Below are 24,361 nucleotides of genomic sequence, written 5' to 3'. Positions count from 1 at the left end.
ACAGCGATTGTTCGTAGAAGCCGAACGGTGTGTCCGTCGAAATCGCGTGGACGCGAACGGTCCGACTCCCGTTCAATTCAGGCATGTCCAACAGACACGCCCGTACCGGGGCGTTCATGGCCGTGGCGGCCATGCTGTCGGTGCAACTCGGCGTCGCGGTCTCGGTCGCGCTGATCGACCGGATCGGCGCCGACGGCGCCGCCTGGCTGCGGCTGGCCTGGGCCGGCCTGCTGTTCCTGGTCCTGCTGCGGCCACGCGCCGCGCGGTTCACCCGCCGGACGTTCGCCACCTGTGTCGGCCTCGGCGTCGTCATCGCAGGAGTCACTCTGTTGTTCATGGCCGCCCTGGACCGGATCCCGATGGGAACGGCCAGCGCACTGGAGTTCCTCGGCCCCCTCGCCGTGGCGGTCGCCCACGGCCGCGGCCTCGGGCGCATCGTGTGGCCGGCCTCGGCCGCCGCCGGGGTGCTGTTGATGACCGAGCCGTGGTCGGGCACCGTCGACCCGGTCGGCGTGATGTACGCACTGGCCGCCGCGTGCTGCTGGGCGGGCTACATCCTGCTGACCCAGCGGGTCGGTGACCAGGTCGCCGGGATCGGCGGTCTCTCGGTGTCGATGCCGGTGGCGGCGCTGGTCGCGACCGCGGTGGTCGGCCCGGACGTCTTCGACCGGCTCACACCGCAACTCCTGCTGATCGGCCTCGGGCTGGCCGTCCTGCTGCCGGTGGTCCCGTTCGCGCTGGAGCTGCTGGCGCTGCGCCGGCTCACCACGGCCGCCTTCGGCACGCTGATGAGCCTCGAACCGGCGTTCGCGCTGATCATCGGTTTGGTGGTGCTACACCAGATCCCCGGTGTCTCGGCGGCGGTCGGCATCTGTTTCGTGGTGGCGGCGGGCATCGGCGCCGCGCGTGCCGGGAGCCGGCCGGCGCCGGTCCCCGCCGAGGTCGGCTGAGCGCTACGCTCGTCGGAGCATCAGGGAGGTGGCGATGGCGCGAGGGATGTTCAACTCACCGGTCGTGGGTGTCGTGAACGCCGGTGTGACCGGGCTGCTGAACCTGCCCCTCGTGGGCCGCCTGGTCGGCCGCGGCCTGGTGGTGATCCGCTATGTGGGACGGCGTTCAGGCACCACGTTCGAGACGCCGGTGGGCTACCGCCGCCGCGGAGAGACGATCCTCATCGGCGTCGTCGCGCCCGACAAGAAGAACTGGTGGCGCAACTTCCTCGGCGGCGGTGCGCCGATCACCCTGCTCGACTTCGAGGGCCGCGACCGCACGGGTCACGCCGTCGCGCACCGCGACGACCGCGGTGAGGTCTCGGTGACGGTGACGCTCGACCGCTGAGCGCAGAAGCCCTCAGCCGTCGATCCGCTTGCGCCGGTACAGAGTTCCCACGCCGAGCAGGATCAGGCTGACCACCAGGATCGCGGTGGCCAGCACGTTGATCTGCGGCGGCACCGCGGCCTTCACGGCGGCGTTCACATACAGCGGGTAGGTGACCGACGAGCCACTCACGAAGTAGGTGATGATGAAGTCGTCGAGCGACAGCGCGAACGACAGCATTGCCGCGGCGATGATGCCCGGAACGATGAGCGGCAGGGTCACCTTGAAGAACGTCCTGGCCGGCCCCGCACCCAGATCCATCGACGCGTCCTCCAGCGTCCAGTCGAACCCGCGCATCCTGGCCCGCACCGTCATCGCGATGAAGCTGACCTCGAACGCGATGTGCGCCAACAGGATCGTGACATAGCCCGTCGCCCAGCCCAGGTCGAGGAACAGCACCAGCAGCGACGCACCCATCACCACCTCGGGCGCCGTCAGCGGCAGGATCAGGAACGTGTCGACCGCTCGCTGACCGCGGAATCGCTGGCGCACCAGGGCGATCGCCACCAGCGTGCCCAGCACCAGCGCGACCGCCGTCGACACTCCGGCCACACTGAGGCTGAGCTTCATCGCCTCGGTGAGCGCCGGATACTTGAACGGATCGAGCCAGTTGTCGAGCGTGAACCCCTGCCAGCTGTAGTTGAACTTGCCGTTCGGGTCGTTGAACGAGAACAGCACGATCACGAAGATCGGGATGAACAGGTAGAGCAGGACCAGGCCGGCCACGATCCGCAGGGCCCAGTCACCCCATCGCGGGCTGCCCTTGATCGTCTTGGCCGGTTGCCCGGCCTCCTGGGCCGCGGCAGCCACCGCGGCGCCCGCCTGAGTCGTCATACCAGGTCCTCCGTGCCGAGCGCACGCGTGTACAGCAGCACACCGGCGAGGATGATCGACATCAGCACCAGGCTGAGTGCCGCCGCGGCCGGGTAGTCCTTGACCACCAGGAATTGTTGCTGGATCACGTTGCCGATCATCGTGGTCTGGGTGCTGCCGAGATACTCGGCGTTGATGAAATCGCCTGCGGCGGGGATGAACACGAGCAGACTGCCGGCCAGCACGCCCGGCAGGGCCAGCGGCAGGATCACCTTGGTGAAGCTGCGGGTGTTCGACGAGTACAGGTCCTTGGACGCCTCGACCAAGCGCGGGTCGATCTTCTCCAGGCTGACGTAGAGCGGCAGGATCATGAAGATGATCCAGTTGTAGATCAGCCCGCCGATCACCGCCCAGCTGGTGGACAGCAGCCGGCCGTCACTGGGCAGCAGCCCCACGGTGCCCAGGGCGGAGACCACCCAGCCGTCGTCGGCCAGGATCGTCTTCCACGCGATCGTGCGGATCAGGAAGGTGACGAAGAACGGCAGTATCACCAGGCCCAGGATCAGGTTCTTGAATCGGCCCGCCTTGAACGCGATCACGTACGCCAGCGGGAACGCCAGCAGCAGACACACCACCGTCGCGGTCAGCGCGTAGCCGAACGACCGCAGGATCTGGTCGTGGTAGCGACTGAACGCGTCGGCGTAATTGCCGAATTCCCAGGAGAACGTCAGCGTCGGCAGGAACACCGACCCGCCCGACGACGACAGCGATGTGCGCGCCAGCGAGACCAGCGGCACGACGAAGAAGACGGCCAGGTACGCCAGTGCGGGCAGGATCATCAGATACGGCGCGATCCTGCTGCGCCTGCGACTGCTGGTGGCGGTGCCTGCCATGTGTCAGGCGCCGGTGACCGCGGCGTAGGCGGCGTTGAACTCCTGGGTCTGTTCGTCGGTCAGCGCCGGCCAGGTCGCCAGCTTGTCGCGGGTGGCCTGCGGCGGGTTGATCAGCACGTTCTTCGCCAGCGTCGGGTCGAGCTTGTCGAGTTCTGCATCCATGTCCGACAACACCGGCACGTACTGGGTGAAGGCGATCAGCTTCGCGTAGTTCGCGCGGTCGTAGACGTAGTTGATCCACTCCTCGGCGGCGGTCTTGTTCTTGGTCGAGTTCGGGATGACCATGGTGTCGATCGACGTCAGGCCGCCGGACTCGGGCACGATGAACTGCAGGTCGGGATTGTCCTTCTGCAGCTGCACGACGTCGCCCGAATACGCCTGTGCGATCACGAGATTGCCGGCCGCGAGGTCGTCGGAGTAGTCGTTGCCGGTGAACCGGCGGATCTGGCCGCGGTCCTTCTGCTCGCGGATCAGGTCCACCGCCTGCTGAACGGTCTTGGAGTCCGCGTTCTCCGGCGAGTTGCCCTGCGCGAGCATGATCATCCCGAGCCCGTCCTGGGTGTCGGAGAACAAGCTCACCTTGCCCTTGAACGCAGGGTCCCACAGGTCGTCGACCTTGGTGATGTCACGGCCTGTGGCGGCCCGGTTGTAGGCCAGGCCGACCATGTAGGACATGTACGGCGCACTGAACTTGCGTCCCGAATCGGCGGGCGAGTCCATCAGTTCGGGCAGCAGGTTCTTTTTGTTGGTCCACCGGGATTCGCTGATCTCGTTGAGCCAGCCGAGCGAGTTGAGCCGCGCGGCCATGAACTGCGTCGGCACCACGAGGTCGGCGCCGATGTCCTGCCCGCGCGACAGCGGCTCCTTGACCTTGGCGAACCACTCTTCGTTGTCGTTGTAGTCCTCTTTGTAGTCGACGGTCAGGCCGGTGGCCGTCTGGAAGGCGGCGATGAAGCCGTCGGCCATGTACAGCGGCCAGTTGGAGATCCGCAGATTGCCGCTGGCCGGCGCACCGTCATCGGTGGCGGTCGGCGACGACGAACCGCTGCCGCTGTCGGAGCCGCAGGCCGCCAGCACGGTGGGGCCCAGTGCCAGGGCCGCCGCGGCGGCAGCGCCGCCGCCGATGAAGCGACGGCGGGACGTCCTGGCGGCGGTCAGCCGGGCGAGCAGCGCGGGGTCGATGTCGGCGGAGTTCTTGGAGCGCATGGCGGGTGTGCCTTTCGTGATGGGTGGGGGGAGCGGACGCCGATGCCGAGACGATCAGGAATCGTCGAGCATCTCCTCCAGGTCCTCCGTGGTGGGGATGTCCGCAGCGGGCAGCACGAGCGAGGCTTCCGGCGACCAGTAGGCGAAGACCTCGTCGCCGGGGCGCAGCAGCGGCAGTTCCTGCTCGGGCCCGACGTGCGCGACGATGGCGGACTCGTCGGCGGCGGCCAGTGAGAGCCGCACCACCGGTCCCTGGAACGTCAGGTCCCTGACCTTCGCGCGGACGGCCGCGAACTCCGCGGCGGGCTGTTCCATCGCGACCCTGACCCGCTCGGGACGGATCATCAGCGTCGCGTGGCCGCCGGCCTCGATGGTGGTCTCGCCGGGACGGGCCCGCAGTGTGGTGCCGAGGACCTCGACGTCGACCAGGCCGCCGTTGCTCCGGCCGGTCTGGCGTCCGGGCCAGAGATTCGCCTGGCCGATGAAGCTGGCGACGAACACGGTGGCGGGCCGCTCGTAGATCTCGTTCGGCGTGCCGATCTGCTCCACGTTGCCCGCGTTCATCACCGCGATGCGGTCGCTCATGGTCAGCGCCTCCTCCTGGTCGTGCGTCACGTAGATGAACGTGATGCCGACCTCGCGCTGGATCCTCTTGAGCTCGAACTGCATGATCTGACGCAACTTGAGGTCGAGCGCGCCGAGCGGTTCGTCGAGCAGCAGTGCGCTCGGGTAGTTGACCAGTGCCCGCGCCAGCGCCACCCGCTGTTGCTGGCCGCCGGAGAGTTGACCCGGCCTGCGGGTGGCGAAGTCGGTCAGCCGGACGATCTCGAGCAGTTCGTCGACGCGACGCTTGATCTCCGCCTTTTCCTTCTTCCTGCTGCGCGGACCGTAGGCCACGTTGTCCCACACCGACATGTGCGGGAACAGCGCGTAGTGCTGAAAGACCGTGTTGACGTTGCGTTTGTGCGGGGGGACCCGGGACACGTCGGCGCCCTCGAGGCGGATGGCGCCCGACGTGGGGGTCTCGAACCCGGCGATCATGCGCAGCGTGGTGGTCTTGCCGCAGCCCGACGGCCCGAGCATGGAGAAGAATTCTCCCGAGCCGATCGAGAAGTCGGCATCGGCCACCGCCACGTAATCGGCGAAGCGCTTCGTGACGTGGTCGATCTCGATCACCGGGCCGGTCGCGGCGGATCCGCCCGGGGTGCCGGTGATGTTGTCGACGGCGGTGGTGTGTGTGCCGGTCAGAACGCAGTCCTCCTCGATGCAGCCCCCCGCAAGCCGTATAAACCATGGCCGATACCGGCGACCTTCGCAAGCGATTCCGCAACGATTTAACATTCCGACAATGGAATCCTTCGTTATGCCGGGTGACATCGAGAGATTCCGCGTGGAATGAGGTGGCGGATCGGGGTCTCCGGGAACCGGAGGCCGTTTACCATTCGCACTTCATCGGGTAGTGAGGTGGCATGGCATCGGTTGACGTCGCGGTTTCCTCGGACCTGAGCCCGGAGGACGCATGGGAGCTGGCCTCCAACCTGCGCCGCTTCGACGAGTGGCTGACGATCTTCGCCGGCTGGCGCAGTCACGTGCCCGACGAGATCGAGGTCGGCACCTGTGTGTCGTCCTTGATCAAGGTCAAGGGCTTCCGCAACACCATCCACTGGCGGGTCACCCGCTACGACGAGCCCAAGGACATCGAGCTCGTCGGCACCGGCAGGCCCGCGGTCTGCATCGCACTGTCGCTGCACGTGGAGGAGGAGGGCGACGGCTCGAAGTTCCGGGTGATCGCGGACCTCTCCGGCGGCCTGCTGAACACCAGGGTGGGCAATCTCGTCGCCAAGGTCATCGAATCCGACGTGCAGAAGTCGGTGTCGAACCTCGCGGCGTTGCGCTAACCCCACTCGTGGTTCATCGCCCGCGTCTCGTGGCGCGCTTCGTCGGTGTCGACACCGCGTTCCCGGGACCGCGACAGGGCGATGAGCACCATCGCGAGCGCGGCCGTCACCGCGCCCGCCCAGAAGATCGTCACGAAGCCGGCTTCTACCGGTAGCCCGGTGCCGGGCTGGGTGTGCGACAGCAGCACCGCGACCACCGCGGCCGCCGTCGAACTGCCGATGGTGCGGGCGATGGCGTTCATGCCGGTCGAAACCCCGGTCTCGCCCGCGTCGACGTCGCCGACGATGAGCGCGGGCAGCGCGCCGTAGCCGAGACTGATGTAGGCATTGGCCAGGATGCCGGCGACGATCACCTGCCAGGGGCGGCCGTGAGCGACCGCCAGCATGACGAACCCGGCGATGCCGGCGAGCGCGGCCGCCACGAGTACCCGGCGCGCGCCGAACCGCTCGATGAACCGCCCGCTGATGAGTGCGACCCCGAATCCCGTCACCGCACCCGGCAGCAGGTATACCACGCTCGCCTCGAGCACATCGGCGCCGAAGCCGTAACCGGCCGCGCTCGGCGTCTGCACGAACTGCGTCAGCCCGAGAAACGCGAAATACAGGCCCATGCCGACGAACACGGTGGCCAGGTTGGTGAGCAGGATCGGCCGGCGGGCGAGCATCCGGGTCGACACGAGCGGCCGCGCGGCGCGCCGCTCCCACCACCACCAGGCCACCAGCACGACGACTCCCGTCACCGCGGTGCCGATCGTGCGCGGCGACGCCCATCCCCAGCTGTTGCCCTGGGTGACTGCGAGCAGCACCGCCGAAAGGCCCGCCGCCAGACCCGCGGCCCCCAGCCAGTCGATCGACCCGGACGACGTGCGCTTCCGGGACGGCACCACCGCCAGCACCACGCCGATGACCACGACGGTGAACGCCGTGGTCAGCCAAAACACCCGCTGATAGCCGGCGTCGTCGGCCATCAGCAGGCCGGTGACCACCAGACCCGCCCCGCCGCCGAATCCGAGCGTTCCCGACATCACCGTCATCGCGCCCACCAGCCGCTCGCGCGGCAACTCTTCGCGCAGGACCGCCACCCCGATCGGGTAGAGCGCGTACGACGCACCCTGCAGGACGCGACCCACGATCAGCATCGCGAGTGACGACGTGGTGGCCGCGAGGACACTGCCGACCAGGACCACGGCCAGGACGGTGAGCAGGACGCGCTTCTTGCTGTACAGGTCGGCGAGCCGGCCGATGAGCGGGGTCAGGGCGATGGCGGCGAGAAGGTTGGCGGTGACCGCCCAGCTGACGGCGACACCGGACACGGACAACTGCGTGGCGATGATGCCGAGTACCGGAACGACCGCCGTCTGCAGCACCGCGACCGTGAGCACCACGACGCTCAGCCCGGCGACCAGCAGGCCGGGCCGTCGCACCGGCGGGAAGGCGGGCATCGACCGGTTCGCGTCGGTCTCGACCACACCCACTCCGATCGTTAGCTCGCCTTCGTTGTCAGTTCCCCTGACGCTAGCCTTCGCCGCGCCCGACACGGCGGCGAGGTGGCCCGGGGCGGGACCGGTCGACCGTGGTCGAATGAACGCATGACTTCCGGCCCGACGTCGAGTGCGCTGACCGCGGCGACCTTCACAGGTCACCGACCCTCGGGGGTGGGTGACATGTCCGTGGAGACCCACGGCATCGCGCCCATCCCGACCGACCAGCGGTACGGCAAGACGTCCCGGTTGTTCACGGTGTGGTTCGCACCGCAGGTCACCATGAGCGGGGTGTTCACCGGCACGTTGGCCATCGTGCTCGGCCTCGGCTTCTGGCTGGGAATGCTGGCGATGGTCATCGGCACCGTTCTCGGTTCGCTTGTGGTTGCCTACCTTTCGACCTGGGGGCCGCGCACCGGCACCGGACAGCTGCCGCATTCCAGGATGGCCTTCGGCGGCGGGGTGGTGCTGCCGGGCGTGCTGCAGTGGGGATCGTCGATCGCGTGGGACGCGCTGGTGGGGCTGTTCGGCGGCGAGGCGCTCGCGGCCCTGCTCGGCATCCCGTTCTGGGTCGCCGTGCTGATCGTGCTGGGCGTGCAGGGCGTCGTGGGGTTCTTCGGCTACGAGCTGATCCACCGGCTGCAGGCCGTGCTGACCGTCGTGCTGTTCGCCACCTTCCTGGTGTTCGCCATCAAGGTCGTCAGCAGCCACGACGTGATCACCGCCGCCACCGTGACGGGCCCCGACTTGGTCGGAGCGTTCGTCCTGGAGGTGACAATCGCGTTCAGCCTCGCGATCTCCTGGGCCAGCTATGCCGCCGACTTCAGCCGCTACCTGCCCGCGACCTCACGGCGTGCTCAGGTCTTCGGATACACGTTCGGCGGGGTGGTGTTGGCCTACATCTTCGTTCAGGCGATCGGCATCGCCGCCGCCGACCTGCTCGCCGACCAGACCGCCGAAGGGGTGCGCTCGGTGATGGGCGGCGGCGTCGTCGGCGGCCTGGCGCTGGTGGTCATCGCGCTGGCCTCGGTGGGCTCCGGGGTGATGAACGACTACAGCGGCTCGCTGGCATTGCAGACGGTCGGCGTCCGGGTCCGCAGGCCGGTGTCGGCGGTCATCATCACGGCGTTGGCGTTCCTGCTCATCCTGTGGCTGCATGCCGCCGACACCGCAACGAGGTTCACCGACGTACTGCTGCTGGTGAGTTACTGGATTCCGGCGTTCGTCGCCGTGGTCGTCATCGACTGGCGGCTCCGCAGCGCCGGGCGGGACACCATCGATCCCGCTGCCGAGCACACCGACCCGCGCGACGCGGCGGTGGCACTGGGCGCGTTCGTGGTGGCCTATCTCGCCGCGATGCCGTTCATGCACACCACGCTCATCGAGGGCTTCGTGGCACGGGCCTGGCACGGCGCCGACATCGCCTACTTCGTCAACTTCGCGGTGGCCGCAGTGCTCTACGGCGGCTATCGGATGGCCACGCGGCGACGCGTGCGTGGTGCCGCGGTCGGCTGAGTCTGGGAGCGGCGGAGATTCGCCGGGTCGCGATTCGGGTATCGCTCATCCGACGAAAGGGGTCCCCATGCGGGCAGCCACCCTGGCCAAGACGGCCGGAGCAGTCTTCGCCACCGCGGCAGTGGGCGGTCTGGCGAGCCGGCCGGCCGACTCGGCGTGGTACGCGAAGCTGAAGAAGCCGAGCTTTCAGCCACCGCGGCAAGCCTTTCCGATCGTCTGGCCCATCCTGTACGCCGACATCGCCGCGGTGTCCGCGGGCACCCTCGACGAACTCGACGGAACCGCGCCCGAGAAGGCGCGCGCCTACCGCGTCGCGCTGGCGGCGAATCTCGTCCTCAACGGCGGCTGGACGTGGCTGTTCTTCAACCAGCACCGGCTCGGGGCGTCGGCGGTGGCCGCGGCGGCGCTGACGGCAAGCAGCGCCGACCTGACCCGGCGTGCGATCGAGGCGCGCGGACCTGGCGCGGCGGTGCTGGCGCCCTATCCGCTGTGGTGCGCGTTCGCCACTGCGTTGTCCACCAGCATCTGGCGGCTGAACCGCTGATGGCGAAGACGAGAGACGCCAAGGACGCCAAAGACGCCAAGAACGAAGAGAAGGAAGACGACCGGCAGCGGTTCGCCGACCGTGCCCTCGGCGTCATGGAGGACACCATCTACTGGGCGATCGCCGTCGTCCTGGTGATCGGCTCGGGCGCCTTGCTGGTCGCCCAGTTCAACACGATGCTGCGGCTGCGCAACTCGCCCGCCTCGACGGTCATGCTCGAGGTGCTCGACGGCCTGCTGCTGATCTTCATCTTCGTCGAACTGCTCTACGCAGTGCGGTCGTGTCTGCGATCTCACGAGATCGTCGCCGAACCGTTCCTGATCGTCGGCATCCTCGCCGGCATCAAGGAGATCGTGGTGCTGTCCGTGGAGGCGGCGAAACTGCTCGATCAGGGCCCGGTGTTCGCCCGCGCCGTGGTGGAGATCGGGGTGCTCGCGGGCGTGGTGCTGGCCCTCGCGATTGCCGCCTTCGTGCTGCGGGAGCGCCGGCGTGACACCGAGGACGCCGGGCAGCAGGTCGCCGAGGAGGAGGCCGAAGAAGAGGACGACGCGGAGTCCAAATAGGCTCCCCGCGCGCCGTATCCGGCCTCAGCGCAGGGCGTCCACCAGGGCCTCGGTCACCTCGCGGGTGGACGCGGTGCCGCCGAGGTCGCCGGTGCGGGTGTGCGGTTCGGCGAGGGTGGCCGCCATCGCGGTGACGATGTCCGCGGCGGCCGCCGGGTGGCCGAGGTGGTCGAGCATCATCGCGGCCGACCACACCGCGCCGACGGGATTGGCCACTCCGCGTCCGGCGATGTCGGGCGCCGAGCCGTGCACCGGTTCGAACATCGACGGGTACTGCTTGGTCGGATCGAGGTTCGCCGACGGCGCGATACCGATCGACCCGGCGACCCCGGCCGCGAGGTCGGACAGGATGTCGCCGAACAGGTTCGATGCCACCACCACGTCGAAGCGCTGCGGGTCCAGTACGAATTTGGCTGCCAGCGCGTCGATGTGCTCACTGACCACCTCGATGTCGGGATGGCGGGCGCTACGTTCGGCGACGACCTCGTCCCAGAACGGGAGCGTGTGCACGATGCCGTTCGACTTGGTCGCCGAGGTGAGGTGTTTGCGCCGGGTCGCGGCGAGTTCCAGTGCGTAATCCGCGATCCGGGTGATGCCGACCCGGGTGAACACCGACTCCTGCACCGCCATCTCGTCGGGGAAGCCGCGGTTCATCCGGCCGCCGATCTCGCTGTACTCACCCTCGACGTTCTCGCGGACCACGACGAAGTCCACCCCGTCGGCGTCGCGCAGCGGACTGCGCACGCCGTCGAACACCCGGATCGGCCGCAGGTTCACGTACTGGCGGAAGGCCCGCCGGATGGGGATGAGCAGTCCCCACAGCGAGACGTGGTCGGGGACGCCCGGCCAGCCGACGGCGCCGAGCAGGATGGCGTCGAACTCGCCCAAGGTGTCGATCCCGTCGGCGGGCATCATCGCGCCCTCGTTGGCGTAGCGTTCGCACGACCAGTCGAAATCGGTGTAGGACAGCGAGATCGAGTGCTTGGCGCACACCGCGTCCAGGACCGCGCGGGCCGAGTCGATCACCTCCCCGCCGATCCCGTCACCAGGGATCACCGCGATCTTCTGGGGGGTCACGATCCGAGCCCCAGCATCGCGACCAACAGCGGCAGGAACAGGATGATCAGGATCGCGCCGGCGATGTCGAAGGTGATGCCGGAGCGGATCATCGTGGTGATCGGCACCGCCCCCGACCCGTAGACGATGGCGTTCTGCGGAGTGGACACCGGGAGCATGAAGCCGAACGACGCCGCGAAGGTGGCCGCCAGGGCAGGCACGAACGGGTTTACACCCGCGGCCACCGCCACCGGGATGATGATCGGCACCACGACTGCGGCCGATGCGGTGTTGCTCGTCGTCTCCGACACCACGATCGCCAGCAGCACAGCGAAGATCGTGATCGGCAGGACGCTGGACAGCCCGAGGGAGTCGGCCACCGAGGTGCCGATCGTCTCGGCCAATCCGGTGTCGGCGAGCAGCGACCCGAAGATGATGCCGGTGCCGAACAATACGATGGTGCCCCAGTCGATCTGTGCGGCGTCCTTCCACCGCAACGTGAATTCGCGGTTCTCCCAGTCGGTGGGCAGCAGGAACAGCAGCGCCGCGCCGAACACCGCGACCGTGCCCTCGTCGAGCCGGTCGCTGACCGCGGTGTAGATGTCGGAGTCGTTGCCGAAGATGAGCGCGATGATCCCGGGGAAGATCCAGAGCGAGACGGTGATGCCGAAGGCGATGAGAGTGTTCTTCTCCGCCCTCGACAGCTTGCCCATCTCGGCACGCTGTTCGTGGACGTACTCGGTGACGCCCTCGATGCGCTTGATCTCCGGCTTGTTCAGCTTGATGAGCACGAATGCGAGGACCACGAACATCAGCAGGCAGATCGGCGCTGCCATCACCATCCACTGGCCGAAGCTGATCCGCTCGCCGGTGGCCTCCTCGATGAGCCCGCGGCCGATCAGGTTGGGTGGGCTGCCCACCGGCGTCAGCAGGCCGCCCACGCTGGCCGAGTACGCCAGCATGAGCATGATGGCGGCGCCGACCTTCAGCCGCAGCGGATCGAAGTCGTCGGGGACCTTGCCCTGGACCTGCAGCAGCTTCGCCACCACGCCGAGGATGCCGATCGCGGTGGGCAGCAACATGGCGACGGTGGCGGTGTTGGAGACGAATGCCGACAGCAGTGCGGTGATCCCGCCGAAGGCGACGATGACCCCGGTGGTGGACTGCCCCACCCGGGGCAGTGCCAGGATGCGGAACGCGAACCGCCGGGCGAGACCGTGTTTCAGCATCGCCTGCGCGAGGATGAACGCGCCGATGAATGTGAACACCGTCGAGGAACCGAAGGGGCCCAGCACGTCGTCGGCGGGCGCGACACCCATGAAGACCACCACCGCGACGCCGAGCAGGCCACCGATGGGGATCGGAACCGCTTCGCTCACCCACAGCACGATCACGCCGAGCAGCACGCCGGCCAATGTCTGTTGTTGCGGCGGGATGTCCAGTGGCAGGGCGAGGAAGGCGATCGCGACGATCGGTGCGAGGAAGAGGCCGACGGTGCGCCGGCCCTTCTCGAACCGCTCCTCACCCGGCGAGAGACGCTGCTCGCCCAGGCTGCGATAGGTGGCGCTGCCCATCAGCGCCTTGTCGACGTCTGTCCTCTTGGCCTGTTCCCCGGCGGTCATGGCGCTCTCCTGACGGCAGCTGGAAGACGTGTGGCTTGCGTCACACCGAAAGGTGAGTGCCCAAACCACCGCAGGACTAATCGCGATAGCGTGCCAATCGTGGCGAGCGCATCCGGTGAGTTCACCGCCTACGGGATCTCGCACTGGGCCGCCATCGCGGTGTTCGCGGCAGGCGGGGTGCTGCTGGTGTGGCTCGGCCGCCGTCAGAGCCCAGCGCAGTCCCGCCGGTTAGGCCGCGTCGTCGGAGCGTCGACGGCGGCGATCTACGCTGTGGCGGTTGCCTATTCGATGTTTCCACCCAGCATCGACCGGTCGGTCCCGCTGCATCTCACCGATCTCGCCACCGTGGTGTCGGCGTACGCCTGGTGGTCCCAGCGACACTGGGCGCATGCGCTGATGTACTACTGGGGCCTGGTGCTGAGCGTGCAGGCGCTGATCTCACCGGCCCTGCGCGGCCCGGACTTTCCGCACTACCAGTACCTCGGCTTCTGGTTCATCCACCTCGTCGTCGTGTGGGGGGCGGTGTATCTCACCTGGGGGCGCGGCATTCGCCCGAACTGGCGCAGCTATCGCATCGCGGTGGCGGTGACGTCGGCGTGGATGGTGGTCACGTTCGCGTTCAACCGGCTGACGGGCAGCAATTACGGCTTCCTGAACGGCAAGCCGAGCACCGGGAGCCTGCTCGACGTCCTCGGCCCGTGGCCGCTCTACGTCGTCGTGGGCGCGGCCGCCGTGTTCGGAGTGTGGGCGCTGATGACGTGGCCGTGGACGCGGGCCGCAGGCGGTCATGACTCGCCGGCGGGGTGAGCACCCATCTGCTCGGCGGCCAGCTGTTCCACGCTGAGGCCGTCGACCAAGCGGTCGAGCGTGCCGACCATCGTCGCGCATTCCCGGGCCGGATGGTCGGCCGGGCAGTGCAGGGCATGGGTGAGGAACACCTGTGCGCCTTTCGCCTGCGCGATGACGCGGTCGAGGGCGTCGATCTGGTCGCGGACCGTCTGTCGCCAATCGGAACTGGGGGCGTCCAGCACCGCGGCGGCGGTGTCCAGAGGCAGTCCCAGTCCGTTGGCGAGCTTGAGGAAGGCCAACCGCCGCAACTCGTCGGGCCCGTACATGCGGCGTCCGCCCCTGCGTGCGCACGGCGACACCAGTCCGCGCTCGTCGTAATAGCGCAGTGCGGACGTCCGCATCCCCAGCCGCAGCGCCGCATCACCGATCGGGATCAGTTCCATCTCCGCATTTGACTTCAACCCGGCTTGAACCGGCAAGGTCTTTTCGAGATCACCGCCGATGTGGCCGAAGGAGTCAGGGATGGCCGAGACCACCGTTGTCAATCATCACGCGGACCATCCGGGCTTCGCCGGCCCGGGCGGGTTGCTGTTCGCGATCGCCCTGCTGTTGATCGGGCGCCCCAACGCCCGCCTCGCGGTCGAGCTCGCCGAGGTTTCGGACGCCGATCGCGTCGTCGACATCGGTTGCGGTGCGGGGGTGGCGGTGCGCGCCACCGCACGCCGGGGGGCCAGCGCCACGGGTGTCGACCCGGCGCCGGTGATGCTGCGGGTGGCCCGGCTCGTCACCCGCGGCAGTGGGAAGGTCGGCTGGGCGCAGGGGAGCGCCGAGCAGGTTCCGGTGCCGGATGCGTCGGCGACGGTGCTGTGGTCGTTGGCGACGGTGCACCACTGGAAGGACGTCGACGCCGGGCTCGCCGAAGCCCACCGCGTCCTGCAGCCCGGGGGGCGATTGCTGGCCGTCGAGCGCCGAACCTCCGCCGACGCCACCGGGTTGGCCTCACACGGCTGGACCGGCGATCAGGCGGAGGCCTTCGCCTCGCTGTGCCGGGCTGCGGGATTCACCGATATGAGCGTCACGGAGCACGGGCATGGCCGGCGCGGCGTCTGGGCGGTGCGCGGCCTCCGTCCGTGAACCCAGGGCTCAGTACGGGGTGAGCACCGCGCGGTGCGCCAACGGCTGGGCCAGCGGCACGTCGAGCGTGCCCGACACCGCGATCATGATGCAGGCACGGGCGACGGACTCGGGCCGGGCGCCGCTGCGCAACCGCACTTCGACGGTGTCGGCAGTCTCCAGCACCGTGGCGTGCACGCCGAAGCACTCAGGGGTGCCCGCGGTGAAACGAAGACGCAGGGTAAGGCCGCCGTCCTGCACGGTCCACGACTCCACCTGGAGCGGATGGCTGTCGACGATCTGCGGTGTGTCGACGAAGGGGACCGAGCCGTCCGTGTCCGGATCTGCGTATGCAGTCCACGGCGCCGCGACGATCCCGAACAGGAGCACGCCGATCAGCAGGAGAGTCCGCACCGTCACACCGTAGTCACTCGACGCATCACCGCGGTGCCGGGGCATCGGCGGCGCCGGCGCGCACGAATTCGATCATCGGTTCGCGCTTGACGACGGTGCTGCCGGCGGTGATCAGCAGCTCGGTGGGTGAGACGGCGTAGCGCACATCGTCGTTGCGCGCGACGAATCCCCGCGCGGCGGTGCGCTCGGCAGTGGTTCGGAGCATCGCAGAGTCGCTCAACCGGACACCGAGGTACTCGAGTCGTCCCGCGGCGGCGGTGCAGATCACCACCAGCGACCGTGGAGTGCGGCCGATCGCCAGCGCGGTCTGGGCCGGGTCACAGCGCGGCCCGCTCTCGGTGAACCCGCGGATGTCCGACGCGGTCGCCGTGCGTGACGGCGGATCGGGCGAGGGGCGTGGCGGCGGCGCCGCCGTCGCCGACGGTGCCGGCCGGGGCCCCACCATCGGCCCCGCCGCCTTCATCGGCCATGTGATCACGAGGCCGGCCAGCACGAGCAGGCCGGCCAGCAGAGCGGTGACCCCGCCGCCGGCCAGACAGCGCCTGACGAACTGCTGCCGATGCGACGGTGGCTTCCTGTGTCGTCCCCGAGTCCGGTACTGACCTGACGGGGGCGCCAACACAGCGGCCAAGATCGCTCCTGTCGTCCGGGGGTTTCAGACGACCTATTGTGCACACATTCCGGCTCGAGCGGAACCGGGATGAATTGTCACAGTGACGCTTTGATGAGCCGATGTGGAGGTCAGGCGACTGTTCGGCGGTTCGTGTCCGGGCTGGAGTGGATGTCGATGATCCGCTGCTCGCCGCGTTGCAGGCCGCGCATCCGGACCGAGCGCCGGGCGGCGGCGTCGAGCAGCGCACGCAACCCGGGGTGGCTCGCGATCAGTTCGGCGTGGGCCTGCTCGGCGGGGAAGTCGTCGTGCACCGCCTGGTCGAGCCGGGCCGCCAGCATCGTCATCCAGCGGTGCCGAAGCGACAGCAGCAGCCCCTCCTCGTCACCGAAGAGGCGCATCACCTCGGTGGCACGGTCGTCGAGCTCGAGTGCCCGTTCGGGGTCGACGGTGGCCCGTTCGATGAGATCAGCCATGAATGCCATGCGTTCGTGCAACTCTGACCATGTCATGTCTCGACGCTACGAACTGGTACGGGCGTACGCGTCGTGCTGCGGGTCGATCGCGTCTGCGACCGTGGTAGGACGACAGATGCCGACCACGGGATGATGTACGCCCGCGGCCGACTCTTCTACGATGGCACGATGCCGCGTCAGGCAGAGCGCTACCTGCGGAGATGCCTCCGCCGCGGAGCCGAGATGATTCCGCTCGGTTACACGTGGCGATTCGTGATGGCCGTCGACGCCACGATGCTGGGCGTCGGCCTCGTTGCGGCTCTGCAGCGCCCGCTGTCCGACTTGCCGATCGCCGCCGTCGCGCTTGTCGTGTCGCTCACGCCGTGGTTGTGTTTCTTCACGTTCGGGCCCAAGCACGAGGGTTTCGCGCTGTGCGTCGCATGGACGGCGGCCACCGGAATCTTTCTGTTCGCCACCTCGGGTCCGGTCGCCGACGACTTCGCGCCGTTGCTGCTGGGCCTGATGGTCGGCGTGGTGGGCGCGTTGACCGCGATGACGGGCGGATTCTTGGCGGCGTCGGCAGCGGCGGTTCTGCTGCTGGTGGCGTCCGCGGCTGGTCGCGTCGATTCGCTGCCGCTGTACCTGAGTTTCGTCGGGATCGGTTGGCTGGTGGGGTATCTGATGAACGGTCAGAGCCAGCTGCTGATCCAGCAGCAGCAGGCTCAGGCCCGGCTCGCCGAGATGGCCGCCGGTGAGGAACGCCGCCGCATCGCCCGCGAGGTGCACGACGTGATCGCCCATTCGCTGTCCATCACCCTGTTGCACGTCACCGGCGCCCGCCGCGGACTGCAGGAGGATCGTGACGTCGACGATGCCGTCGAGGCGCTCGAGCAGGCCGAGCAGCTCGGTCGCCAGGCGATGGCCGACATCCGCCGCACCGTCGGGCTGCTGGACACCACCACGGTGAAGACGGCGCCCGAACCCGGCGTCGCCGACATTTGCGGCCTGGTCGACGATTTCGCTCGCGCCGGCGTGCAGGTGGATCTCGTCGTCGACGGCCCGCTGGACCGGGTGACCGCCGCCGTCGGCCTGGCGCTGTACCGGATCACCCAGGAGTCGCTGGCGAACGTCGCCAAACACGCCGCGGACGCCCGGTGTCATGTCGTGCTCACCATCACCGCCCACCACGCGCTGCTGACCGTCACCAACGACATTCCGGTCACCGTCGGCGCCGCGTGCCCGGGGGAGGGCCGCGGCATGCAGGGGATGCGCCAGCGCGTCGAACTGCTGGGTGGGCGGATCGAGGCCGGGCCGTCCGAAGGCGCCTGGTCGGTGCGTGCCGACATCCCGCTGGCCGACGGGAACGCCGGCCGGCCGCCGAGGCATTGCCCGCTGTGAGCCACGAGACGGCGGAGATCACCGCACTGCTGGTGGACGACCAGGAATTGGTGCGTTCGGGGCTGCGGCGCATCCTTCGTCGCAAGGACGGCATCGTGGTCGTGGCCGAATGCTCGGACGGCGACGAGGTGCTCGAAGCGGTCGAGCAGCACCGGCCCGACGTCGTGGTGATGGATCTGCGGATGAAGCGGGTCGACGGCATCGAAGCCACCCGGCTGCTCACCAGCGGCGGTGGGCCGCCGGTGCTCGCCCTCACGACGTTCAACGACGACGACCTCCTCTCCGGTGTGTTACGCGCCGGCGCAGCGGGATTCGTGTTGAAGGACTCGTCGGCCGAGGAGCTGATCCACGCCGTGCGCGCCGTTGCCCGGGGTGACAGCTATCTCGATCCGGCGGTGACCTCACGGGTGCTGAACGTGTATCGCGGTGCGGCGCAGTCGCCGCACGAACCGGTCGCCACCGACCTGACGTCCCGCGAACTCGATGTGTTGACGTTGATCGCCCGGGGCCGGTCGAACGGCGAGATCGCCGACGAGCTGTTCATCTCCGGTGTGACGGTCAAGAGTCACATCGGCCGCATCTTCTTCAAGCTCGGTCTGCGCGACCGGGCGGCGGCGATCGTCTACGCCTACGACCACGGGATCGTTTCCCCGAACTGACCTCCTTTCCAAGTGCTTCCGTCAGGGCATTGGCATCGACTACTACAGCGCGTAGTATCCGATTCAGAGGGCAGGGGAGGCGCGCAATGCGGTGGAGTTTGGCTCAGGTCGGACTGCTGATCATCTGTGTGCTGCACCTGATCCAGGCGGTTATCGGCTACATAGCCGAACCCAGCTTCGCGACCGGACCCGGCGCGCCGACAGTTCAGATCCTTGGGATGGACTACAACGGCTGGCACGCGCTCGCCGGCGTCGCGCTTTTCGGGCCCGGACTGGTGTTCGCGCTGCGCAAGTCATGGTCGGTGCTGTACCTGCTCGTCGGCGCGGTGGCCGCTGGGCTGCCGGGGATCTGGGCGTTCTTCTCGCAACAGGTCGCCTACGTCTTCACGTTCCCGAACAACGTGACCGACGCGGTGATTCACGTGGTGACCGCCACGGTGATGATCGCGGTGGCCGCGGTGCAGATCGTGCTCGACGGCGGCATCAGGAAATCGCTGGCCGACCTGCGGGGCTGAGCAGTTGTCCGTGAGTAGCGAGTGGGATGCCGGCGGATACTTGTGTGATGACATCGGTCGACAATCGCGCCGTTCGGCACGCGGTGGCAGCGTTCGCCGCCGAGCCGGGGCCGAAAGGTGCGTTGGAGGTGTTGCGCCAGTGCATGTCCGGCGAATTGCTACTCGACATCACCGGCTCCGACGCGCTGGCCGAGGCCATGTTCACCGCGGGGTCCCGCCTTCAGATCCGTGGCGGTACGGGCCCTGACGGGCGCCGGACCCTGTTCGCGTTCACCAGCAATGAGCAGATCGCGCGACTGCATCCGCCAGGCACTCGGACGCAGTCGATGGTCACGCCGGCAGTTGGCGCCTTGGAGCTTGCGCGACAGCAGGGGGATGGGTGGGTGTACCTCGACCCAGCGGGTCCGACGTGTGCCTTGGCGGCGGATGAGGTCGACTTCGCGCTGCGCAATCCGCGCAATGGCCCGTTGAAGGACGCCGTCGTGAGGTTCGCCGCCCGACAGGCAGAGCGCAGCAGCGTGGTGGACGTGCTGCGTGATGATGGGCCGCTGCTGCTGGCCGCTGATGATCGGAGTGCGCCGGGCAAGATCGGTGTCCGGTCGACGACCCTTGCCGATGGGTCTTCGGCGCTGCTGGGTTTCACCAGTGCGCCGGAGGTCGTCGCCTACAGCCCCTCCGATGCGGTAGCCGCGATGTCGGTTTCAGCGGTGTTGCACAAGATGCGGTCAGATGGGTACGGCGGCTTGGTGATCGATCCGGCAGGGCCGTGGATCGCGCTGCCGCGCAGCGAGATCGATGCCGAGTTGCTTGCGTAGGGTATCGGTCGATTGTCGTCGCCGTCCCCAACTGGGGAATTGCTCCGGTCAGGCCACCCGGCTCACATGTGTGGCTGACTCGCCGACCGTCGCCTCGTCGTCACCGATCATGATGCGCAGCAACGCCTTCTGCTCCCGGTAGCCGCGCTGCGCCGCCCGGTCGAGCCCGCCACGTCGGGTCAGCGCCGCCGCGCTTCGCACGAGGTTGGCCGGCAACCTCATGGCCGGGTACCAGGGCGGCACATACGCAGGCAGACCCAGCGACCGCATCGCCCGCGGGCCCAGGTAGGCGCTGGTCACCGACAGGTGCTGGGCGCGCGCCAGCCGACGGCGCAGCGACGCCAGCAGGGGATAGTTCCACCGCAGCGGGTCCTCGGCCATCGGCATCGCCAACTGTTTCGTCGACTCGTCGGGCTCCGATAGCGCCGCCACGGTGTGATACAGCACCCGGATGCCGTCGCGGAAATTGCGCGGCAGCCACGCGTCGTCCACCCCGAGCAGCCACCCGACGTAACGGGTCAGGTGCGCGATGGCGTCATATTCTTTGGGCGACAACACAAGTCCCATCGCCAGGCCGCCCGCCGACGGTGCGATCAGCGCGCCGACCAGCGTCGCGGCCATGTCCGTCTGGTTGACCGGCAGGCCCCACTCGTCGCCCCGCCAGTCCGGCATCGTCGCGACGTGACGACGCACGAACGCATGAATCAGCCGCACCCGCAGCGTCGATCGGTAGCCGACGCCCTGCGGCGCCAGACCGCCCTCGACGAAGGTGTCCATCGCCCACTGCATGGTCTCGGCGAATCGCTTGTTCGACCCCTTCTCCAGCGCGCCCGTCCGGATCAGCGTCTTGTTGAAGCCGGAGAACTGGTAGCCGCCCAGTAGCGACACATCACGCGCGATGTACATGCCGTCGGCCCCGCCGCGGCGCATCGCCCGCTGCCCGATGCGCAGCAGCTCCCAGTCGACCCACGCGGGAGCCGTCTCGACCTCGGTGAAGAACGCGCGCAGGGCTTCTGGCGCCTCAGGCACGCTGTCGATGCCCGACGTCAGCGCGCGGTCGAACAGTGGCCGCAGCTGCTCCATCCCCGTGGCCGACATCCAGTCGACCAGGCGGTCCATCGGTTCGTCGCCGACGGTGAGGTGCTCGCCGAGCCGCTGCCAGCGCTCGGCGGACGGAGGCTCGACGCCCAGCAGGTTCGCGAACAGCCGGACGGCCGCTGGGACCGGACCGGGCTTCGACGGATGGCGGGCGGGCACGGAATGGTTCATCGCAACGCTCCTCGAGCACTTCTGATAACAACCGTTGTCCAAAACTAGATCGCAGGTAGGGTCGTGTCAATGAAACGCGCGGAGGTGGTGCGTGACTACGGCGGCGTGAGTGCGGACGACCGCCGCACCGAGCGGCGTCAGAAGCTGATCGCCGCGGCACGCCAGATCTGGGGGACGTCCGGCGTCGCCGACGTGACGGTGCGCGGGGTGTGCAGTGCCGCGGGGCTGACCACCCGCTACTTCTACGAGCAGTTCCCGAATCGGGAGGCGATCGTGTTCGCGGTCGTCGACGAGGTGCGTGCCGAGCTGCTCGCCGCGTTGGTCGAGGCCGGGGTCGGTGATCCGGGCACCCTTGCCGACAAGCTGACGTCGGCACTGACCGCGTTCCTGGAGATCATCGCCGCGGACCCGCACGTCCATCGCATCGCGACCGGCGACGTCAGCGCCGTCCCGGGTCTTCCCGAACACCGTGCGGGAATCCTCGACCAGATCGCCTCCCTGATCGTCGAACTCGCTCCCGAGGTCCTCGGCGACGAGACACCGAGTGCGGACGCGTTGCGCCGAGGGGCGCTGTTCATGGTCGGCGGCGCCAACCACCTCATCGAGACGTGGCTCAGCGACCCGAAGGAGACGCCTGCCGAACTCGCAGCGATCGCCGCCGGACTGTGCGTCGCCGTCGTCGAAGGCATGGGAAACGCCTAAACGCGCACGGCGCCAGCGCGCATCTCACCTACGCATCGTCGAGGAAGGTGGTGTCGTAGCGGCCGTAAAGCTCAGCCCACTGCGCCCGATTCGGCGGGCCGCCGGTGCGGTCGATGATCTCCGCAAGCTCGCGAAAGTACTCAGCGAAGCGGGCCGGAGCGAACGTGCCAACGATGCGACCTGACCCATGCCCGGCGTTGCGGAAGGTGTGGGGCCGGCCGCGCGGGACGTACAGAAACGCACCGGGTTCGGCGATCACCCCCTCGGTGCCGAAGGTGAACTCATAGGTGCCGTCGACGACGTAGAAGGTCTCGTCGTGGCCATGGTGGATGTGTTGAGGAGGGCCGGTGACACCGGGTTCGGATATGTACTCGTAGAACGTCAACGCGTCAGCGGTGCCGGCGCCGTCGATCTTGAGACACATCGCGCTGTCGCCCAGGAACTTCAGGCGCTCGCCGCCGTCGCGCTCCAGCTGCAGGTAGGACCCGACGGGGAGGTTGTTGTCGATACTCATGGATTGAGTATTCGAGCGGCGACCCGCAGGCGCATCCCCGAACTCGGCCAATCTTCCCGCTAGCGGTTGGCGCCGGCCGTGATCGCCGCGGCAAGCTGGATGCGGGTCACGCCGAGTTTGGTGTAAATCCGCTTCAGGTGTGATTCCACGGTATGTCGCGACAGGTGCAGGGCCTCTGCGATCGCAGGGTTGGACATCCCTTGTGCGACGCATTCGGCGACCCGCAGCTCGGCGGGGCTGAGCGAGTTCAGCGGGTCGCCGACGAGACCGGCCCGCCCTCGAAGGCTTTCCGCGTGGTGCGTTGTGCCGACGAGGAATCGCTCGGTCTCTCGCAAGACGGCCGTCATGTCGCCGACGTACGGCAGGTGGTCGTCGCCGTCGACGACGATCAGGTGGGCGTCGGGGATCGCCGCCGCCAGGTGCTCGCCGTTGCAGCGCGGAACGAAGCGGTCACCCGCGCGATGCAACACCAGCGTGGGGGCCTGGACCTGCGGCAACACTGACCTGGCGTCGTTGCCGATGTTGGCTCGGAAAAGTGCCAGGGCCGAGCCAGGGGAGGCCGCCATGCGCTCGAAGCGGGCCATTCCGGCCCTGGCTCGATCGGCCTGTCGATGCCGCCACAACGACGGAGCTAGGTGTTCCAGAGAGTCACCTGTGCCCCAGCGCTTCTCGATGATGTCCTCGAGCCAGTGGATTTTTTCTTCCGACTCGTAGCCGCACGGGAAATCCGGGCTGCCGGTGACCTTGCCGGCGTGGCTGGCGAACAGGACCAGTTTCTCGACGCGGTCGGGGTGCCGAGCGGCGAAAATCGCACCTAGGGTTCCGCCCTCTGAGAACCCGAACAGCGACGTGCGCTCGATCCCTGCGGCGTCGAGCACGGCGCGGATGTCATCCATCCGGTCCTCGAGCGAAAGCGTGCCGATCATTCGGTCCGACATCCCGGTTCCGCGCTTGTCGAAACGGACCAGCGTGGTGAACGACGCCAGCGCTTCGTAGAACAGCCGCGACAGCCCGTTTTCCAGCTCCAGCTCGAGATGCGACACCCAGCCGGGAATGTAAACGAGGTTAGTTTGGCCGTCGCCCATCACTTGGTACGCGACATGTATATCGCCGCTCAGCGCATACCGTGTATCGGGCACCGGAACCTCGCAACTGACCACGCACGCTGCAGCGTGCCAACGCCAGCCTAGCTCTACTGCGTGGCCACGAGCTCGGATTGCGCAGGAAGCCTTCCAACCAGAGAACAGCCCGACGCACGCCTCAAAGTGCCGTTATGCCGCTCAACCCTGCGCCGTTCCCATCGCGGCTAGCGACCCTTTCGAACGCGCATAACATCAATCCTATTTGTGCACAATTCATTACGCGACCAACGGTCCATGAATGTTCCGTCGCCACGCGAAAAATGACCCCCGCCAACGCGATAACGCTGGCGGGGGCCGTCGAAAGATCGAACTTTTGCGCTTGACCCTGGCGTCGTCATGTCACGACGGGGGCCTGCGGCGCTTAAGAGTCGCCGTGGTGGCGGCTGCCGGACTTCGCCAACCCGCGGCTCACCATGTAACCGATGCTGAGGATGACGACGAGGAACCATGCCCGGTCGGCCCGGAAGTAGTCCTCGTGTGCCTCAGTGGTCTCAACGAGGAATGACGCGACCAGCACGCCGATGACCGCTAGGACGTAGGCGATGAATTCCGTTGTCTTGAAAGCAGCTTTCGTCTCATCACCGCGGCGAGCGACTCGAGCCGGTTGGGCACCCTCGGCAGCGTAGGCAACGGGACCATTCGAGCGATGGGAAGTCGAATCGTGGGTGGTGGGATTGCTTGTCGTCATTATTCTCCTCGATGCTCAGGCCGGAATGCACCGGTCTGGCTGTTCATTGATGGCAGCCCGTTTGGAATGCCGTGAGATGCGTAAGTCACACGCAGAAGACACGATCGGTCGTACTCATTAATGATCGATGTGATGGGCCACGCAGGGTTATCGACCCGTGCTACCGCGTGTATGTGGTCAGAACCTTCGGGTGTCGAGCAGAGTCTCAGTAGATGTGAGATGCGCGAAAGCACCGGAATGAGTTGGCTACCCGTGTCTGGAGCAACAACCGCCTCGAACGTTACCCGCGAGTAGGGCAATCACCTAATCG

Annotated in this window: 28 protein-coding genes; 13 read left to right on the top strand and 15 right to left on the bottom strand. The window is 67.9% G+C overall.

The window, feature by feature from the left end:
- Nucleotides 1–83 precede the first annotated feature (83 nt).
- Both O6P37_RS17700 and O6P37_RS17695 read left to right on the top strand, forming a co-directional pair.
- Entirely contained in the window at nt 84–950 is an 867-nt protein-coding gene (locus tag O6P37_RS17700; protein ID WP_269895314.1) for an EamA family transporter, read from the top strand.
- A gap of 34 nt (nt 951–984) precedes the next feature.
- Nucleotides 985–1,338 (top strand): hypothetical protein, encoded by a 354-nt coding sequence (locus tag O6P37_RS17695; protein ID WP_269895313.1) that lies wholly within the window; start codon nt 985–987, stop codon nt 1,336–1,338.
- A gap of 12 nt (nt 1,339–1,350) precedes the next feature.
- Here the strand turns inward: O6P37_RS17695 and O6P37_RS17690 are convergent, their stop codons facing one another.
- Genes O6P37_RS17690 through O6P37_RS17675 form a run of 4 tightly spaced genes read right to left on the bottom strand, consistent with a single transcriptional unit; the run spans nt 1,351 to nt 5,465 of the window.
- Nucleotides 1,351–2,211 (bottom strand): ABC transporter permease, encoded by an 861-nt coding sequence (locus tag O6P37_RS17690; protein ID WP_269895312.1) that lies wholly within the window; start codon nt 2,209–2,211, stop codon nt 1,351–1,353.
- Nucleotides 2,208–3,083: an ABC transporter permease gene (locus tag O6P37_RS17685; protein WP_269895311.1), complete on the bottom strand. Its 876-nt coding sequence runs from the start codon at nt 3,081–3,083 to the stop codon at nt 2,208–2,210. Before O6P37_RS17685 ends, O6P37_RS17690 begins: the two co-directional genes overlap by 4 nt.
- Before the next feature lie 3 nt (nt 3,084–3,086).
- Nucleotides 3,087–4,289 (bottom strand): polyamine ABC transporter substrate-binding protein, encoded by a 1,203-nt coding sequence (locus tag O6P37_RS17680; RefSeq protein ID WP_269895310.1) that lies wholly within the window; start codon nt 4,287–4,289, stop codon nt 3,087–3,089.
- Between the two features lie 54 nt (nt 4,290–4,343).
- Nucleotides 4,344–5,465, bottom strand: a complete 1,122-nt coding sequence (locus O6P37_RS17675) for an ABC transporter ATP-binding protein (RefSeq protein WP_269895309.1) — start codon at nt 5,463–5,465, stop codon at nt 4,344–4,346.
- A 293-nt stretch (nt 5,466–5,758) separates the two neighbouring features.
- Between O6P37_RS17675 and O6P37_RS17670 the strand changes: the two genes are divergently transcribed.
- Nucleotides 5,759–6,187: a type II toxin-antitoxin system Rv0910 family toxin gene (locus O6P37_RS17670; RefSeq protein WP_269895308.1), complete on the top strand. Its 429-nt coding sequence runs from the start codon at nt 5,759–5,761 to the stop codon at nt 6,185–6,187.
- Here the strand turns inward: O6P37_RS17670 and O6P37_RS17665 are convergent.
- Nucleotides 6,184–7,629 (bottom strand): MFS transporter, encoded by a 1,446-nt coding sequence (locus O6P37_RS17665; protein WP_269895442.1) that lies wholly within the window; start codon nt 7,627–7,629, stop codon nt 6,184–6,186. The two genes, O6P37_RS17670 and O6P37_RS17665, sit on opposite strands and share 4 nt — an antisense overlap.
- 147 nt (nt 7,630–7,776) lie before the next feature.
- Between O6P37_RS17665 and O6P37_RS17660 the strand changes: the two genes are divergently transcribed.
- The 3 genes from O6P37_RS17660 (at nt 7,777) to O6P37_RS17650 (ending at nt 10,290) form a co-directional block, all read left to right on the top strand.
- The gene (locus O6P37_RS17660) at nt 7,777–9,183 is read left to right on the top strand and encodes a purine-cytosine permease family protein (RefSeq protein ID WP_269895307.1); all 1,407 of its coding nucleotides are present in this window, start codon (nt 7,777–7,779) and stop codon (nt 9,181–9,183) included.
- Between the two features lie 67 nt (nt 9,184–9,250).
- Nucleotides 9,251–9,727: a TspO/MBR family protein gene (locus O6P37_RS17655; RefSeq protein ID WP_269895306.1), complete on the top strand. Its 477-nt coding sequence runs from the start codon at nt 9,251–9,253 to the stop codon at nt 9,725–9,727.
- The gene (locus O6P37_RS17650; protein WP_269895305.1) at nt 9,727–10,290 is read left to right on the top strand and encodes a phosphate-starvation-inducible PsiE family protein; all 564 of its coding nucleotides are present in this window, start codon (nt 9,727–9,729) and stop codon (nt 10,288–10,290) included. The genes O6P37_RS17655 and O6P37_RS17650 overlap by 1 nt, the downstream gene beginning before the upstream one ends.
- Before the next feature lie 24 nt (nt 10,291–10,314).
- Here the strand turns inward: O6P37_RS17650 and O6P37_RS17645 are convergent, their stop codons facing one another.
- Together O6P37_RS17645 and O6P37_RS17640 are read right to left on the bottom strand one after the other, a co-directional pair.
- The gene (locus tag O6P37_RS17645) at nt 10,315–11,367 is read right to left on the bottom strand and encodes a tartrate dehydrogenase (protein WP_269895304.1); all 1,053 of its coding nucleotides are present in this window, start codon (nt 11,365–11,367) and stop codon (nt 10,315–10,317) included.
- A complete protein-coding gene (locus O6P37_RS17640) occupies nt 11,364–12,968 on the bottom strand; it encodes an SLC13 family permease (RefSeq protein WP_269895303.1) in 1,605 nt (534 codons plus the stop codon). The genes O6P37_RS17645 and O6P37_RS17640 overlap by 4 nt, the downstream gene beginning before the upstream one ends.
- 96 nt (nt 12,969–13,064) lie before the next feature.
- Between O6P37_RS17640 and O6P37_RS17635 the strand changes: the two genes are divergently transcribed.
- Nucleotides 13,065–13,775: a YwaF family protein gene (locus O6P37_RS17635; RefSeq protein ID WP_332909803.1), complete on the top strand. Its 711-nt coding sequence runs from the start codon at nt 13,065–13,067 to the stop codon at nt 13,773–13,775.
- On the opposite strand, the gene O6P37_RS17630 is transcribed toward O6P37_RS17635, so the two are convergent.
- Nucleotides 13,754–14,200: a MerR family transcriptional regulator gene (locus O6P37_RS17630; protein WP_269895301.1), complete on the bottom strand. Its 447-nt coding sequence runs from the start codon at nt 14,198–14,200 to the stop codon at nt 13,754–13,756. The genes O6P37_RS17635 and O6P37_RS17630 overlap by 22 nt on opposite strands.
- A gap of 79 nt (nt 14,201–14,279) precedes the next feature.
- On the opposite strand from O6P37_RS17630, the gene O6P37_RS17625 reads away from it, so the two are divergent.
- On the top strand, nt 14,280–14,891 hold the full coding sequence (locus tag O6P37_RS17625; RefSeq protein WP_269895300.1) for a class I SAM-dependent methyltransferase: 612 nt from the start codon (nt 14,280–14,282) through the stop codon (nt 14,889–14,891).
- Between the two features lie 9 nt (nt 14,892–14,900).
- Here the strand turns inward: O6P37_RS17625 and O6P37_RS17620 are convergent, their stop codons facing one another.
- The 3 genes from O6P37_RS17620 to O6P37_RS17610 all read right to left on the bottom strand — a co-directional run bounded on the left by O6P37_RS17620 (nt 14,901) and on the right by O6P37_RS17610 (nt 16,406).
- Entirely contained in the window at nt 14,901–15,284 is a 384-nt protein-coding gene (locus O6P37_RS17620; RefSeq protein ID WP_269895299.1) for a hypothetical protein, read from the bottom strand.
- 25 nt (nt 15,285–15,309) lie between these two features.
- Entirely contained in the window at nt 15,310–15,906 is a 597-nt protein-coding gene (locus O6P37_RS17615) for a hypothetical protein (protein ID WP_269895441.1), read from the bottom strand.
- 119 nt (nt 15,907–16,025) lie between these two features.
- Entirely contained in the window at nt 16,026–16,406 is a 381-nt protein-coding gene (locus O6P37_RS17610) for a hypothetical protein (protein ID WP_269895298.1), read from the bottom strand.
- Nucleotides 16,407–16,538: 132 nt separating this feature from the next.
- Between O6P37_RS17610 and O6P37_RS17605 the strand changes: the two genes are divergently transcribed.
- The 4 genes from O6P37_RS17605 (at nt 16,539) to O6P37_RS17590 (ending at nt 19,736) form a co-directional block, all read left to right on the top strand.
- Nucleotides 16,539–17,747, top strand: coding sequence for a sensor histidine kinase (locus O6P37_RS17605; RefSeq protein WP_269895297.1), 1,209 nt, complete (start codon nt 16,539–16,541; stop codon nt 17,745–17,747).
- Nucleotides 17,744–18,406 (top strand): response regulator, encoded by a 663-nt coding sequence (locus tag O6P37_RS17600; protein WP_269895296.1) that lies wholly within the window; start codon nt 17,744–17,746, stop codon nt 18,404–18,406. The genes O6P37_RS17605 and O6P37_RS17600 overlap by 4 nt, the downstream gene beginning before the upstream one ends.
- 86 nt (nt 18,407–18,492) lie before the next feature.
- Entirely contained in the window at nt 18,493–18,921 is a 429-nt protein-coding gene (locus tag O6P37_RS17595) for a DUF4383 domain-containing protein (RefSeq protein WP_269895295.1), read from the top strand.
- 47 nt (nt 18,922–18,968) lie between these two features.
- Nucleotides 18,969–19,736 carry an SseB family protein gene (locus O6P37_RS17590; protein WP_269895294.1) on the top strand — a complete coding sequence of 256 codons (768 nt, stop codon included), beginning with the start codon at nt 18,969–18,971 and terminating at the stop codon, nt 19,734–19,736.
- A 48-nt stretch (nt 19,737–19,784) separates the two neighbouring features.
- On the opposite strand, the gene O6P37_RS17585 is transcribed toward O6P37_RS17590, so the two are convergent.
- Complete coding sequence (locus tag O6P37_RS17585) at nt 19,785–21,005, bottom strand: oxygenase MpaB family protein (RefSeq protein WP_269895293.1); 1,221 nt, start codon at nt 21,003–21,005, stop codon at nt 19,785–19,787.
- Nucleotides 21,006–21,074: 69 nt separating this feature from the next.
- Between O6P37_RS17585 and O6P37_RS17580 the strand changes: the two genes are divergently transcribed.
- A complete protein-coding gene (locus O6P37_RS17580; protein ID WP_269895292.1) occupies nt 21,075–21,707 on the top strand; it encodes a TetR/AcrR family transcriptional regulator in 633 nt (210 codons plus the stop codon).
- A 28-nt stretch (nt 21,708–21,735) separates the two neighbouring features.
- On the opposite strand, the gene O6P37_RS17575 is transcribed toward O6P37_RS17580, so the two are convergent.
- From O6P37_RS17575 to O6P37_RS17565, 3 genes are all read right to left on the bottom strand, one after another.
- Entirely contained in the window at nt 21,736–22,221 is a 486-nt protein-coding gene (locus tag O6P37_RS17575) for a cupin domain-containing protein (protein ID WP_269895291.1), read from the bottom strand.
- A gap of 59 nt (nt 22,222–22,280) precedes the next feature.
- Nucleotides 22,281–23,360 carry an alpha/beta fold hydrolase gene (locus O6P37_RS17570; protein ID WP_269895290.1) on the bottom strand — a complete coding sequence of 360 codons (1,080 nt, stop codon included), beginning with the start codon at nt 23,358–23,360 and terminating at the stop codon, nt 22,281–22,283.
- Nucleotides 23,361–23,724: 364 nt separating this feature from the next.
- Nucleotides 23,725–24,051 (bottom strand): hypothetical protein, encoded by a 327-nt coding sequence (locus tag O6P37_RS17565; protein WP_269895289.1) that lies wholly within the window; start codon nt 24,049–24,051, stop codon nt 23,725–23,727.
- Nucleotides 24,052–24,361: the final 310 nt, after the last annotated feature.

The organism is Mycobacterium hippophais (genome assembly GCF_027529605.1).
GTDB lineage: Bacteria > Actinomycetota > Actinomycetes > Mycobacteriales > Mycobacteriaceae > Mycobacterium > Mycobacterium arseniciresistens.
The sequence above is the reverse complement of the archived record's forward strand: the minus strand, read 5'-3'. Positions and strand labels throughout refer to the sequence as shown.